Origin of the sequence: Streptomyces sp. NPDC087215 (genome assembly GCF_044744885.1) — a bacterium.
Taxonomy (GTDB): Bacteria; Actinomycetota; Actinomycetes; order Streptomycetales; family Streptomycetaceae; genus Streptomyces.
This window is the reverse complement of the sequence record NZ_JBIUZD010000003.1, coordinates 375,550-389,894: the sequence shown is the minus strand read 5'-3', so window position 1 is coordinate 389,894 and position 14,345 is coordinate 375,550. Positions and strand designations below refer to the sequence as shown.

Sequence of the window (14,345 nt, the reverse complement as noted above, 5' to 3'; positions counted from 1 at the left end):
TTACTTGACCTCGTCATCCGCGAAGGACGCCTGGTAGGCGGCGAACTGGGCGCGCTCCTCGTCCACCAGCGTGTGCCCGTCCGCGTAGACGTGCTCGAAGATCGCGGTGTCCTCGGGGTCGGGCATGGAACGCACGGCCTCGCGGACGCGCTTGCCGAGGGCCTCGCTCTCCGCCTCCAGCGCCTCGAAGAAGGCCGCGTCGGCGTGGCCCTCGCGCTCCAGGTACGCCTTGAGGCGCAGGATCGGGTCCTTCGCCTCCCACGCCTCCCGCTCCTCGTCCCTGCGGTACTTCGTCGGGTCGTCGGAGGTGGTGTGGGCGCCCATCCGGTAGGTGAACGCCTCGACGAGCGTGGGGCCCTCGCCCCGGCGGGCCCGCTCCAGGGCGGACTTCGTCACCGCGAGACAGGCCAGGACGTCGTTGCCGTCCACCCGGACGCCCGGGAAGCCGAAGCCGCGGGCGCGCTGGTAGAGCGGGACACGGCTCTGCTTCTCGGTGGGCTCGGAGATCGCCCACTGATTGTTCTGACAGAAGAACACGACGGGCGCGTTGTAGACCGCGGAGAAGGTGAAAGCCTCGTTCACATCGCCCTGGCTGGACGCTCCATCGCCGAAGTAGGCGATCACGGCGGAATCCGCGCCGTCCTTGGCGATGCCCATCGCATAACCGGTGGCGTGCAGGGTCTGCGAACCGATGACGATCGTGTACAGGTGGAAATTGTTGCTGTTGGGATCCCAGCCACCGTGGTTCACACCGCGGAACATTCCCAGCAGGTTCGTGGGGTCCACGCCCCGGACCCAGGCGACACCGTGCTCCCGGTAGGTCGGGAAGACGTAGTCGTCGTCCCGCAGGGCCCGCCCGGAACCGATCTGGGCCGCCTCCTGGCCGAGCAGCGAGGCCCACAGGCCCAGTTCGCCCTGCCGCTGGAGCGAGGTGGCCTCGGCGTCGAAACGACGGGTGAGGACCATGTCCCGGTAGAGCCCGCGCAGTTCCTCGGCGCTCAGGTCGATGTCGTAGTCGGGGTGCTGGACGCGCTCTCCCTCGGGCGTCAGCAGCTGGACGAGCTCGGGCTCCGCCGCGCCCGCGCTCGTCTTCCTGGTGGTGCTCGTGCTCGCGCTTGCGGTGCGCTTGGTGCCGCTGCTGCGGCGCGTCGTCTTGCGCGCGGCAGTGCTCTCCACGGTCACGTGCGTGCTCCTCCGTCGGTCCGGCCCCCGGGTTCGCCGGTAGGGCCTGGGTCCCCCCTGCCGCTGGGCAAGGGGAGGCTCTCCGCCTTCTCCGTACCCTTCGCACAGGGTGGGTGCGACGCGGCCGGGGTCGGCGTGACAGGTGCCCCGGCGAGCGCCCTGTCATAGGCACGTTACCCATCACGCGGCATTCCCGCGAAACCCCACTTGACCTGCGATTTTGCTTGGATTTCCAAGTAAATCGAGAAAACGGGGAACAGCGGCTGGTCAGCGCGTCGGCAACGGCTTCGGAGGGCCGCCGGAACATCCGGCACGTTATCCCGCGCACCCCGGGCGCGGGAAGAGCCAATATGTGAGACTGGCTGCGTGCGCGAAGAAGGAAAAATCCGGGTATTTCTGCTGGACGACCATGAAGTCGTCCGGCGCGGCGTCCACGAGCTGCTCTCCGTGGAGGACGACATCGAGGTGGTCGGCGAGGCCGGGACGGCGGCGGACGCGCTGGTCAGGATCCCCGCGACCCGCCCTGACGTCGCGGTTCTCGACGTGCGGCTGCCGGACGGCAGCGGTGTCGAGGTGTGCCGGGAGATCCGGTCCCAGGACGAGAGCGTCAAATGTCTGATGCTGACCTCGTACGCGGACGACGAGGCGCTCTTCGACGCGATCATGGCCGGTGCCTCGGGATACGTCCTCAAGGCCATCCGCGGCAACGAGCTGCTGAACGCGGTGCGGGACGTGGCCGCGGGGAAGTCGCTGCTCGACCCGGTGGCGACCGCCCGCGTCCTGGAGCGGCTGCGCGACGGCAACAACCCCAAGCGCGACGACAAGCTCTCCAACCTCACCGACCAGGAACGCAAGATCCTGGACCTGATCGGCGAGGGCCTGACCAACCGGGTCATCGGCGAGCGCCTCCACCTCGCGGAGAAGACCATCAAGAACTACGTCTCCAGCCTGCTGTCGAAGCTCGGCATGGAGCGCCGTTCCCAGGCCGCCGCGTACGTGGCCCGGCTCCAGGCCGAACGCCGCTGAGGTGACCCCCCGCCGCCCGGAAGCCGCCCACGGCCCCGGGCGAGCAGGGCGGGCCGGGCCCCGGTGCCGAAGGGGCCCGGGAGCCCCTCGGCAGGGCCGGTGGGCGCGCCGACAGGACTTGCCAGCGGGGCCCGCGGCGGGTTTCGGGACCTACGTCCCCACGAAAGCGGGGCCGGGGCCCCTTTCCCCGGGAGCCCCGGTGGCGGAGAGTGGTGACCATGTCCACCACCGACGAGATCCGCGCCCTAGAGCTGCTCAGCCGCGTGTCCTACGGCCGGGTGGCCACCAGTATGCGAGCGATGCCGTTCGTCGCCCCCGCCCGGCACATCGTGTCCGGCGGAGGCGTCCTGTTCCGTCTCCACGAGGGGCTCGGCTACCACCGCGCCTGCAACGGCAGCGTCGTCGCGTACGGCGCGGACAGCTTCGACTCCGGCGCCGGGCAGCTCTGGTCCGTGCAGTTCACCGGCACCGCCGAGATCGTCGAACCCACCGCGGCGGAGCTGGAGCACTTCGGCACGGCACCGGACACCGTCGACGGCGAGCCCTTCGTCCCGGTCTTCATGCGGGTCGAACCGCAGTTCGTCACGATCCACGTGCTCGACTACCCCGACGAGACCTCCATGAGCCGACCGGCCGGAGCCTCCGCCACCCGACCGGCCGCCGACCGTTCCGTACAGCGCCATCTCCACCACGTAGCGTGATCTACCATCTGGCGGGTGCCGCGCTCATCTGAAACGCTCACCCCGCCGACCGCCCACCGGGCATCCCCCGCCCGGCCCGTGGCCGTCCCGCCCCTCGGCGCCCTCCTGCGACGCCACCGGCACGCAGGAGAGGCCCTCTCCTGCGTGCCCGTCACCGAGGGGCTGCTCAACCGGGGCTTCCGCCTCTCCACCAGCCGCGGCACCTACTTCCTGAAACAGCACCTGGACGCGCCCACCGCCGACCGCGCCACCATCGCCCGTCAGCACCGCGCGACCCAGCGGCTGCACGCCCTCGGCCTGCCCGTCGCCCCGCCCCTCGCCGACTCCACCGGCCGCACGGTCACCGTCGTCGACGGCCACTGCTACGCCCTGCACCCCTGGATCGACGGCCGGCACCGCGACGGCGCCCAGCTCTCCACCTGCTGCTCCCAGCGCCTCGGCACCCTGCTCGGGCAGGTCCACACCGCCCTGGACCAGGTGATGGGCCACTCGGGGCAGGACGGGCACACCCCCGACCACGGAGTCTGCGCGAGCGCGGACCTCCCGGACACCTTCCGGGAGGTCGAGGAACTGCTCCGGCTGGCCCGCGCCCACCGCCCCCGCGACGGCTTCGACGCGCTCGCCGAGCACCGGCTCAGGGAGCGGCGCAGGCTTCTCGCCCGGCACGCCCACCACCGCCCGCCGCCCGCCACCGCCACCGCCTGGGTGCACGGCGACTTCCACCCGCTGAACCTGCTCTACCAGGGCGCCGAGCCCGCCGCGATCATCGACTGGGACCGGCTCGGCTTACGCCCCCGGGCCGAGGAGGCGGTCAGGGCGGCGGCCATCTTCTTCGTACGGCCGGAGGGCGAGCTGGCCCTGGACAAGGTGCGGGCCTACGCGCGCGCGTACCGGCGTGCGACGGGCGCCGGCCGGGCCGAGCTGGCGGAGGCGGCCCACCGGGTGTGGTGGGAGCGGCTCAACGACTTCTGGATCCTGCACTGGCGCTACCGGCTCCACGACCGGCGGGCCGACCCGCTGTTCCCGGTGGTGTCGGCGCTGGCCGTGTGGTGGACCCGCGAGTACGAGGCGGTACGGGACGCGTTCACGGGGTGACCGGGCCCCGGGGGCCGTACGCTCCCGCGAAGTCCCGGCCCCCGGCCCCGGAAGCACGGACCCCCGGCCCCGCGACGGCGGGTCCGGGGGTCGGCGGGGCTCGCGGGGCCGGTCAGCCCGTCTGGGAGCCGTTGCCCGGGGACTGGGTGCCCGGCTCGCCCGGCGGGGTGGTCGGCGGCTCCTGCGTGTCCGGCGGGGCCGTCGTGGGCTCCTGTGTGTCCGGCGGAGCGGTCGTCGGGTCCTTCGTCTTCGGCGGGGTGGTCGTCGGATCGCCCGTCGGGTCCTGGGTCTTCGGTGGCTCGGTCGTCGGATTCTGCGTGGTCGGCGGGGTCCACGGCTGCTGCGTGGAGCCGCCGTCCGAGGAGCCCTGGTCCGTCGACTGGTGGTCGGACGGCTCCTCCGAGGGAGTGGGCTCCTCCGGGGCCGTCGACGGCGTGCCGGTGACCGTCGGCGTGGTTCCGCCGGTCTTGCCCCCCGTACCGCCCGTCTTGTCCAGCGCGAAGACGACCCCGGCGACGACCGCGATCAGCGCGAGCGCGGCGAACAGCCACACCTTGCCGCGCCCGCCGTTGCCACCGCCGCCCTGGCCGTAGGCACCGCCCTGGCCGTAGCCCCCGGTGCCGCCCGCGCCGCCGTCGTAACCGCCGTACCCGCCGTCGTCCGGGTTCATCGGCGGGAGGATCGGGCCCTGCGCGGTCTCGCCGTGCATCGGGTGACCCATCGCGGTCGTCGCGGTCATCCCGGCGGCCGGGGTGTGCCCGCCGCTGTGCGCCTCGACCGGTCCGGTGTTCCACGTGCCGGTGTGGCCGCCCTGGTGCTGGAGCATCTGGAGGCCGTACTGGATGAGGCCGCGCATCTCCTCGGCGCTCTGGAACCGGTCGTCCGGGTCCTTCGCCAGCGAGCGCATGACCAGGCCGTCGAGCTCCGGCGGCACGGCGTGCGTCACCTCGGACGGCGGCACCGGGGCGTCCTGGACGTGCTGGTACACCACGGACAGCGGGGTCTCGCCGGTGAACGGGGGCCGCAGCGCGAGGAGCTCGTAGAGGAGACAGCCCGTCGCGTACAGGTCGGAGCGGTGGTCGACGGCCTTGCCGAGCGCCTGCTCGGGGGAGAGGTACTGGGGGGTGCCCATGACCATGCCGGTCTGCGTCATCGTCGACTGCGCGCCGTGCAGGGCACGGGCGATGCCGAAGTCCATGACCTTCACCGCGCCGCTGTTGGTGATGATCACGTTGGCGGGCTTGATGTCCCGGTGCACGATCCCGTGCTGGTGCGAGTAGGCCAGCGCCTCCAGCACCCCGGAGACGATGATGAGGGCCTGCTCGGGGCCCGGCGCCTCGGCGCTGAGCAGCAGCTCACGAATGGTGCGGCCCTCGACCAGCTCCATCACGATGTACGGCACGGGACGGCCGCCGACGAAGTCCTCGCCGGAGTCGTACACGGCGACGATCGCGTGGTGGTTCAGGCCCGCGACGGACTGTGCCTCGCGGGTGAAACGGGCCTTGGAGACCGGGTCCTCGGCGAGGTCCGCGCGGAGCAGCTTGACGGCGACGGTGCGGCCGAGCCGTACGTCCTCGGCGGCGAACACCTCGGCCATGCCGCCGCGGCCCAGACGGTGTGTCAGGCGGTAGCGCCCGTCACCGACGACCCCGCCGACGCCCCAGGACTCCGCTGCCGCGTCCGGCACACCGCCGCCTGCTCCGGATTCGGGTGCCATCAGTCCTCGCCGTCGTCTGTCGTGCCGTGTCCAGTCGTCACGCTACAGGCTTCGTACGACATCACGGTCCGAGGTGGACCGGCCATCGAACCCCGTTCACGTACACCTGTGCAAATTCGATGGGATTCCTCCGCCCCGGTGAAATCGCCCCGGGGGACCTTCCTGTGCGGAGGGTCACGGAACGGGCACCCGGCTTGACGTGGTGATGCCCTGGGGCAGACTTGGCCCGGAAACACGGGATCGACGCCGCCACGCGCGCGTAATGGGGGAAGCACAGATGAGCCAGGACGGCGCACGGGGCCGCTACGCGGGCGGTTCGGTCGCGGGTGGCCGCTACCAGCTGCGCGACCTTCTCGGCGAGGGCGGCATGGCGTCCGTGTACCTGGCCTACGACAGCGCCCTCGACCGGCAGGTCGCGATCAAGACGCTGCACACGGAGCTGGGCCGCGAGCAGTCGTTCCGCGAACGGTTCCGGCGCGAGGCGCAGGCGGTCGCCAAGCTGTCGCACACCAACATCGTCTCGGTCTTCGACACCGGCGAGGACACCCTCGACGGCGCGGTCATGCCGTACATCGTCATGGAGTACGTGGAGGGGCAGCCGCTCGGCTCGGTCCTCGCCGACGACGTCCGGCAGTACGGGGCGATGCCCGCCGACAAGGCGCTGAGGGTCACGGCCGATGTGCTCGCCGCGCTCGAGGTCAGTCACGAGATGGGCCTGGTGCACCGGGACATCAAGCCGGGCAACGTGATGACGACCCGGCGGGGCGTGGTCAAGGTCATGGACTTCGGCATCGCGCGGGCCATGCAGTCCGGCGTCACGTCGATGACGCAGACCGGCATGGTCGTCGGCACCCCCCAGTACCTCTCCCCCGAGCAGGCCCTCGGCCGCCCGGTGGACGCCCGCTCCGACCTCTACTCGGTCGGCATCATGCTCTTCCAGCTGCTGACCGGCCGTCTCCCCTTCGACGCCGACTCACCGCTGGCCATCGCCTACGCGCATGTGCAGGAGGAGCCGGTCGCACCGTCGTCCGTCAACCGCGCGGTGACGCCCGCGATGGACGCGCTCGTCGCCCGCGCGCTGCGGAAGAACCCGAACGAGCGGTTTCCGAGCGCCGCGGCCATGCGTGACGAGTGCCTGCGGGTCCTCGCGGCGGGCCGGACCGGTGCGCCGGTGATCGTCCAGGGCGGCCCGGTCAGCAGCGGCGCGGGCGTCGGTTCCGCGGTCTTCCCGCCGGTCGGCCAGACCCCGCCGCCGGGCCCGTACACCGGGCCGCAGGTCCACCAGCCGTACCTGCCGCCCGCACCGCAACCGGGTCCCTACGGTCCCGCGACCCCGTCGGCCGCCCCGTCGTACGGGTATCCGCAGCAGGCGCCGACGCCCTCGCCCGCCTACCAGGCACCGGCCCCCGCGCCCTACGCGCCGGTGCACACGCCCGCGCCCGCCCCGGCGGGCGGCGGCGGCCCCCGGCGGAACTCCCGGGTCCTCGTGGGCGCGGTCGTCGTCGCCCTGCTCGCGGTCGGCGGCCTGCTCTACTCCCTCGACCTGACCAAAGAGGATCCGGACCCGAAGGCGGGCGGCACCGGTGGCACCTCCCAGCAGGACCAGACGGCGGCGCCGGGCCACAAGGGCCCCGATCTGAGCAAGACGATCGACCCGAAGAAGTGCACACAGCCGACCGAGTCGAGCGACGACCCCGAGAAGTTCGAGGTCCCCAACTTCGCGTACAAGAACATCCAGTCGGTGAAGGACTGCGTCCAGGCGGCGGGCTGGAAGATCATGACCCAGACCCCGGTGGACGAGGCGACCTACGGCGAGGGCACGGTCCTGGAGCAGTACCCGCCGGCCGGTGAGGACATCGCCGACAAGGACGCCGAGTTCACGCTCAAGATCTCGACGGGCAACCCGCCGCAGTGAGGGGAGCCTCGGAGGCTCCGGGCTCCGAGGTGCCCGGGGGTTCGGTCGGCGGGGCACCTGGGGTCTCGGTCTGCGGGGCGCCCGGGGGCTCGGTCGGCGGGGCGCCCGGGGGCTCGGTCGCCGTTTCCCCTCTCTCTTCGTGACGGGGTGGCCGATCCCCTTCTTCTCTTCGTGACCAGGTGGCCGATCCTCTTTCGTGACGGGGCGGCCGTCCCTCCTCCGACCCGTCCCGGATGCCGGGACCGTTCCGCCATGTGACTCTGGGCGGACCACCTCGGCGGCTCGGTACGGGAGGGGGTCACCCGGTGACTCCAGCACTCCGCAGGACGAGGGTGCGGGCCTTGGGGCCCGCGCTCACCTGCGCTTTCGCCTGCGCGTGCACCTTGTACGGGGCTCCAGCCGGGTACGGAGCGGCCATGGGGGTCCCGGCCCGGAGCGCGGCCGGAGCCGTCTCCACCGGGAGCGCCTCCGCCCGGGGGATCCCGGTGGGGCATTCCTCCACCAGGAACCTCCCCGTGGAGGACACCTCCGTCAGGGGCGCCCCGGGAGGGGCCACCGCCGCGCGCGAGGCATCCGGGGAGGGTGGCGGCTCCGCTCCCGGGAGGCTCCGGGCCGAGGCGCCCCGGGCCACCTCGACGGCCGTGGCCTCGGCGACCGCGCCGCCCGGGACCGTACCGGCGCCGCCCCCCTCGTCCACCGCCCGCCCGCCGACGGCCGCGCCGTCCTCGACCGTGGCCGCCCCCGTGCCCGCGGCTCCCCCGGGGCGTACCGGGAACGCCGGAGCGCCCGTGACGCCCGCCCCCGCCGGGACCGGCTCCGCCGCGCCGAGCGCCGAGCCCACCGACGCCCCCGCTCCCAGCGGCTCCGGCTCCCTGGCAGGACGGCCCGCCGCGGAGGGCCACGACCGGCCCGGACGCCCGCCGGGTCCGACCGTCTCCGCGAGCGCCCCGACCGCCCCTCCCGACGTCTCCCGTACCGAAACCGCTACAGAATCGGAGCGCCATCGGAGCGGCGAGGAGGAGGACGGGGCGGTACGTGAGGAGGACGTGGTCCTTCCGGAGAAGCCGCCCGCCAGCCGCCCGGCCACCGCGCCCCGGCTGCTCGCCGAAGCCCCCGAACCCTTGGGCCACCAGGGGGTTCCCGTGCGCACCCTGGGTGTGGGACTCACTCTGATGGGCTTGGGAATCGGGTTCCTCGGACTGCGGATGCGACGCCGCTGAGCCCTCCGGAAGCGCCTCCGTCCCCCTTGAGTCGGACCCGCCGCTTCCGTCTCAGGACGGTTGTCCCTCTCCGCATACCCGGTATACATACTGAGTATGTCGATCCGCCATGGGCTTCTCGCCCTCCTTGAACGCGGCCCTCGCTACGGCTCTCAGCTCCGTACGGAGTTCGAGTCGCGCACCGGCTCCACCTGGCCGCTCAACGTCGGCCAGGTCTACACGACCCTCAGCCGTCTCGAGCGCGACGGCATGGTCGCCCAGGGCGGCGAGGACGCGGCCGGGCACGCGCTCTACGCGATCACCGACACGGGTCGCGCCGAGCTGCGGACCTGGTTCGAGAAGCCGGTGGACCGCACCAGCCCCGCCCGTGACGAACTGGCGATCAAGCTCGCCATGGCCGTGGGCGCCCCCTGTGTCGACATCCGTGACGTCATCCAGTCCCAGCGCCGCCACACCGTGCAGGCGATGCAGGACTACACCCGTCTCAAGGCCCAGGCGCTCGTCGCGGTCGAGAGCGGCGGGGCCCGGGAGCGGGACGACGTGGCCTGGCTGCTCGTCCTGGAGCAGCTGATCTTCCAGACCGAGGCGGAGGCCCGCTGGCTCGACCACTGCGAGTCGCGGCTGATCCGCCTGTCGACGACCGGCGGATCAGCCGGGACGGCGACCGGTACGGCGACGGGCCGGGCCACGAACCCGCAGACCGAGCCGCGACCGGGAACGAGTACGGGAACGGGGGCGGAGGCAGGAACGGGAACGGCGGCAGGGACGGAATCCGGCGCGGCCGGTCCCGTCGGTCATACGGGCCCCGATGACCCCACCAGCCCCGTGAGTCCCATCGGCCTGTCGGTCTCGCCGACAGCGTCGGCCCCGTCGAGTCCGTAGACCCCGGCACCACCAGCACCGTCGGGCCTGTCGGCATCGACGACACCACCAGCACCACCGACACCGCCCGGCCCGGTGACCGGACCCCCGCGTCCGCCACCGAGCCCGGCTCCTGGGCGACGCGCGCCGACCGCACGGTCGTGCCGCGCCCGCATCTCTTCCGCATCACCTTCCACCGCTCGCTCCCGTACCCGGCGGACCGCCGCGTACGCCCAAGGGGGGACCCCTCATGTCCGCACCGCAGCCCGTGCTGCAACTCAAGAACCTGACCCGTGTCCACGGCTCGGGCGCCACCGAGGTACACGCCCTGCGCGGCATCGACCTCGCCGTGTACCCGGGCGAACTCGTCGCCGTGATGGGTCCGTCCGGTTCCGGGAAGTCCACGCTGCTCACCATCGCGGGCGGGCTCGACGTCCCCACCTCGGGACAGGTCGTCGTCGAGGACACCGACATCACCACCGTCGGCGCCAAGCAGCTCGCCGCCCTGCGGCGGCGCAGCATCGGCTACGTCTTCCAGGACTACAACCTCATACCGGCGCTCACCGCCGCCGAGAACGTGGCCCTGCCCCGCGAGCTGGACGGCACCTCCGCCCGCAAGGCGCGCGTCGAGGCCGTGCGTGCTCTGGAGGAGATGGGGCTCGGCCACCTCGCCGAGCGCTTCCCCGACGAGATGTCCGGCGGCCAGCAGCAGCGCGTGGCCATCGCCCGTGCCCTGGTCGGCGACCGTCGGCTCGTCCTCGCCGACGAGCCGACCGGCGCCCTGGACTCCGAGACCGGCGAGTCCGTGCTGGCCCTGCTCCGCAGCCGCTGCGACGCGGGCGCCGCCGGTGTGCTCGTCACCCACGAGCCCCGTTTCGCCGCCTGGGCCGACCGGGTCGTGTTCCTGCGGGACGGCGCCATCGTCGACCAGACCGTGCGCAGCGACGCCGACTCCCTGCTGTCGGGCCAGGTGGCCGAAGCGTGAAGACCTGGTTCCACTCCTGGCGGGCCGCGATCCGCATCGCCCGCCGTGACGCCTGGCGTTCCAAGGGCCGCAGCGCCCTCGTCCTCGCCATGATCGCGCTGCCGATCCTGGGCGTCAGCGCCCTGGATCTGACCTTCCGCAGCTCGGAGCTGTCCCCCGTCGAGCAGGCCGGGCGTCAACTGGGCGCGGCCGACGCCCGGTTCTCGGACCCGGGGTACGACGGCGTCCCGCTCCTCCAGGACCCGTCCGGCAACATGAGCGCCCCGGCCAAGGACTACAAGGACCAGATGTGGCCCAGCGGTCCCACCGACATCACCAAGGTCTTCCCCGTGGGTTCCAAGATCCTCAAGGACACCGCGGGCGGCGCCAAGCTGACGACCGTGCACGGTCTGCTCCCCGCTGAGATCCGTGAGCTGAAGGCGTCCGACCCGATGGCCCGGGGCATCATGACTCTCCTGGAGGGGCGCCACCCCGAGAAGAACGACGAGGTCATGGCGACCTCTCAGTTCCTGGAGGTCAGTGGTCTGAAGATCGGCTCGACCCTTTCCGCCCGCAACTTCGACCGCGCGTACCGGATCGTCGGCGCCTACGAGATTCCCGACGCCCTGAAGAGCGTTCAGGTCAACGCACTGCCGGGAGCGTTCCTGGTCCCGTACAAGAAGGCCGCCGACAAGGCCGGTATGCCGGGTCCGGGCAGTTCCACCACCTACCTGGTCAGCAAGTCCGGTGGTTTCACGTGGAACATGGTCCAGGAGATCAACACCAAGGGCGTGGTCGTCACCTCGCGCACGGTGCTCATCGATCCGCCCGCTGATTCCGAGGTGCCGATCTACCAGAAGGACGGGTGGGCCAACTACAACGCCGGTCCGGCGGCCAGTGCCGTCGAACTCGCCTCCCTGGTCACCGTCGTGGGTCTGGCGATGCTGGAGATCTGTCTGCTGGCCGGTCCCGCCTTCGCGGTCGGCGCCCGTCGCTCGCGCCGTCAGCTCGGTCTGGTCGGGGCCAACGGCGGTGCCCGCAGCCACATTCGGGCCATCGTCCTCAGCGGCGGTCTGGTCATCGGTGTCGTCGCGGCGGTCCTCGGCACGAGCCTCGCCGTCGTCCTCACCCTGCTTCTCCAGCCGTTCCTCGAAGACTTCATGGGGCAGCGGTTCGGCAGTTTCGACATTCGGCCGCTCGAAATCCTCGGCATCGCGCTGCTCGCCGTACTGACCGGTGTGCTCGCCGCGATCGTCCCGGCCATCACCGCCTCCCGGCAGACCGTCCTGGCCTCGCTCACCGGTCGTCGCGGTGTCCGCCGCGGCAGCCGGGTCCTGCCCCTGATCGGGCTCGGCGCCCTCCTGATCGGCGCCGCGGTGGCCCTCTTCGGTTCACTGGTCTCGCAGCAGGTCGCCCTCGTGGCGCTCGGCTCGGCCCTCGCCGAACTGGGCGTCGTCGCCATGACCCCGGCCCTGGTCGGCCTGTTCGGACGGGCCGGACGCTGGCTGCCGCTGTCGCCGCGCCTGGCCCTGCGTGACGCCGTGCGCAACCGGGGCCGTACGGCTCCCGCCGTCGCCGCCGTCCTCGCCGCCGTCGCGGGCACGGTCGCCGTCTCCACGTACATGGCCAGCCGTGAGGCAGGGAACAGGGCCATGTACGAGGCCCAGCTGCCGCACGGAGCGGTCTCCGCCACCATCATGGAGGAGGGCGGCCGGGACGTTCCCGCCCTCCGCGAGGCCATCCAGCGCTACTTCCCGGTGGCCCTGCGCGCCGATGTCGACCGTGTCTCGGTCGGCAAGCCGGGCTGCGACCCCTGGGGCCGCTCCGCCGGCTGTGGCAGCTACCAGGTCGTCATTCCTCCGGCCCACGAGTGCCCCCTGTACGTGGCCAGCACCGACGGCAGCGACCCCGCGGAGAAGTTCACGCCCGAGCAGCGCCGGAAGCTGCTCGCCGACGACTGGCGCTGCGCGCAGTCGCCCGGTGGGGGCAACGTCATCACCGACGCCGGTCTGTTGGTCGGTGACGCCAAGCTCCTCAAGGTCCTCGGCATCCAGGACGCCGGCGCCGAGAAGGCCCTCACCGAGGGGAAGATCGTCAGCTTCTCCCGCGCCCAGGTCGCCAAGGACGGCACCGTCGGCATCAAGCAGGTCACCGACCTCGCCGCCGCCGACAAGGCCATGGAGAAGAACCTCCCCGCCCCCGGGAAGGTCAGCTCCATCCCCGCCTACCAGGTGCCCGGCAACCCGAACAGCTTCGGACTCCAGGGCCTGATGACCCCGGCCACCGCCAAGGCGGCCGGTCTCGCCACGGTCCCGCTGGGCACCTACGTCACCACCGAGCAGATGCCGGACAGCGAGGCGCGCCAGAAGCTCGACGGCGAACTCACCAAGCTCGGCAGTGACGTCCAGCTGCACCTGGAGGAGGGGTTCGTCGAGGAGTACACCCTGATCCTCATCGCGCTCTCCCTCTTCGCGGGCCTGGTCACCATCGGGGCCGCCGGTATCGCCACCGGCCTCGCGCAGGCCGACGCCGAGGCCGATCTGAAGACGCTCGCCGCCGTCGGCGCCCCGCCCCGGGTCCGCCGCACCCTCAGCGGATTCCAGTGCGGAGTCGTCGCCGCGATGGGTGTGGTCCTCGGATCGGCAGCCGGAATGCTGCCCGCGATGGGCCTCCGGCTCACTGAGGAACGCGAACAGATCCGCTTCTACGAGATGAGCCTCGCCGAAGGCTGGGCGGGCGACACGCCCCCGCCGTACATCCCGATCGTCATCCCGTGGGAGACCCTTCTGGGCCTGCTCGTCGCCGTACCGCTCGGCGCCGCGCTGCTCGCCGCCCTCGTGACGCGCTCGCGCGGCGCGCTGGCCCGGCGCGCGGCGACCTGACAGTCTCCGTCTCCGTCCTGTGCCCCTGTACGAGGGTGGATCACCCTCGTACAGGGGCACACCTCGTGATGACTCATGTGTACGAGAGAATGACGGCATGGAGATGCCGAGGAATGACAGGTCGCAGGAGAGCCCCCCGATCCTCGTCGTGGGACAGGACGGGATGGCGCTCAGCGGCGTTCCGAGCGACGACGAACCCCGCGAGGTCCCGGTGACGGAAATGGTCGAGCAGCCTGCGAAGGTCATGCGCATCGGCAGCATGATCAAGCAGCTCCTGGAGGAAGTACGCGCGGCACCTCTCGACGAGGCCAGCCGCGTCCGCCTGAAGAACATCCACGCCAGTTCCGTCAAGGAACTGGAGGACGGGCTCGCGCCCGAGCTGGTGGAGGAGCTGGAGCGGCTCTCGCTGCCGTTCACGGACGAGGCGATCCCCTCCGAGGCCGAGCTGCGCATCGCGCAGGCGCAGCTGGTGGGCTGGCTGGAGGGCCTCTTCCACGGCATCCAGACGGCGCTGTTCGCCCAGCAGATGGCGGCCCGCGCCCAGCTGGAGCAGATGCGCAGGGCGCTCCCGCCCGGCTCCGGCCACGACGATGACGACGACCAGGGCCATGGCCACGCGGTCCGCTCGGGCCCGTACCTGTAACGGACACGGACGTCCGGGCGTACGGCCCGGGGCGGGCGAGGCCCGGCAGGTCGGCGGTGCGGGAACCACCCGGCTCGTACGGCCCCGGCCCGCTCGTGTCACCGGCTACCCGACCCGTACGACCAGCTCGTAGGGCCCT

At 72.1% G+C, this 14,345-nt stretch carries 11 protein-coding genes; 8 read left to right on the top strand and 3 right to left on the bottom strand.

The genetic code is table 11. The features are described from left to right. On the bottom strand, positions 1 to 1,182 hold the full coding sequence (gene pdhA, locus ACIO92_RS11265) for a pyruvate dehydrogenase (acetyl-transferring) E1 component subunit alpha (protein WP_366443519.1): 1,182 nt from the start codon (positions 1,180 to 1,182) through the stop codon (positions 1 to 3). Between the two features lie 366 nt (positions 1,183 to 1,548). Between pdhA and ACIO92_RS11260 the strand changes: the two genes are divergently transcribed. The 3 genes from ACIO92_RS11260 to ACIO92_RS11250 all read left to right on the top strand — a co-directional run bounded on the left by ACIO92_RS11260 (position 1,549) and on the right by ACIO92_RS11250 (position 4,004). Beyond that, positions 1,549 to 2,208: a response regulator transcription factor gene (locus tag ACIO92_RS11260; RefSeq protein WP_351783435.1), complete on the top strand. Its 660-nt coding sequence runs from the start codon at positions 1,549 to 1,551 to the stop codon at positions 2,206 to 2,208. Between the two features lie 218 nt (positions 2,209 to 2,426). Further along, on the top strand, positions 2,427 to 2,909 hold the full coding sequence (locus ACIO92_RS11255) for a pyridoxamine 5'-phosphate oxidase family protein (RefSeq protein ID WP_366443521.1): 483 nt from the start codon (positions 2,427 to 2,429) through the stop codon (positions 2,907 to 2,909). 15 nt (positions 2,910 to 2,924) lie between these two features. Then, positions 2,925 to 4,004 carry a phosphotransferase gene (locus ACIO92_RS11250; protein ID WP_402280047.1) on the top strand — a complete coding sequence of 360 codons (1,080 nt, stop codon included), beginning with the start codon at positions 2,925 to 2,927 and terminating at the stop codon, positions 4,002 to 4,004. 112 nt (positions 4,005 to 4,116) lie between these two features. Here ACIO92_RS11250 and ACIO92_RS11245 read toward each other — a convergent pair whose 3' ends face one another. After that, positions 4,117 to 5,721, bottom strand: a complete 1,605-nt coding sequence (locus ACIO92_RS11245; RefSeq protein WP_401235240.1) for a protein kinase — start codon at positions 5,719 to 5,721, stop codon at positions 4,117 to 4,119. A gap of 277 nt (positions 5,722 to 5,998) precedes the next feature. On the opposite strand from ACIO92_RS11245, the gene ACIO92_RS11240 reads away from it, so the two are divergent. After that, on the top strand, positions 5,999 to 7,636 hold the full coding sequence (locus tag ACIO92_RS11240) for a protein kinase (RefSeq protein WP_402280049.1): 1,638 nt from the start codon (positions 5,999 to 6,001) through the stop codon (positions 7,634 to 7,636). Between the two features lie 298 nt (positions 7,637 to 7,934). Here ACIO92_RS11240 and ACIO92_RS11235 read toward each other — a convergent pair whose 3' ends face one another. Next, positions 7,935 to 8,477 (bottom strand): hypothetical protein, encoded by a 543-nt coding sequence (locus ACIO92_RS11235; RefSeq protein WP_401235244.1) that lies wholly within the window; start codon positions 8,475 to 8,477, stop codon positions 7,935 to 7,937. A 475-nt stretch (positions 8,478 to 8,952) separates the two neighbouring features. Here ACIO92_RS11235 and ACIO92_RS11230 point away from each other — a divergent pair, with 475 nt between their 5' ends. The 4 genes from ACIO92_RS11230 (at position 8,953) to ACIO92_RS11215 (ending at position 14,206) form a co-directional block, all read left to right on the top strand. Then, positions 8,953 to 9,738: a PadR family transcriptional regulator gene (locus ACIO92_RS11230; RefSeq protein WP_366443525.1), complete on the top strand. Its 786-nt coding sequence runs from the start codon at positions 8,953 to 8,955 to the stop codon at positions 9,736 to 9,738. Between the two features lie 229 nt (positions 9,739 to 9,967). Then, a complete protein-coding gene (locus ACIO92_RS11225) occupies positions 9,968 to 10,702 on the top strand; it encodes an ABC transporter ATP-binding protein (protein ID WP_402280052.1) in 735 nt (244 codons plus the stop codon). Next, positions 10,699 to 13,563, top strand: coding sequence for an FtsX-like permease family protein (locus ACIO92_RS11220; RefSeq protein WP_402280054.1), 2,865 nt, complete (start codon positions 10,699 to 10,701; stop codon positions 13,561 to 13,563). Before ACIO92_RS11225 ends, ACIO92_RS11220 begins: the two co-directional genes overlap by 4 nt. A gap of 97 nt (positions 13,564 to 13,660) precedes the next feature. Continuing rightward, positions 13,661 to 14,206 carry a bacterial proteasome activator family protein gene (locus tag ACIO92_RS11215; protein WP_366443528.1) on the top strand — a complete coding sequence of 182 codons (546 nt, stop codon included), beginning with the start codon at positions 13,661 to 13,663 and terminating at the stop codon, positions 14,204 to 14,206. Positions 14,207 to 14,345: the final 139 nt, after the last annotated feature.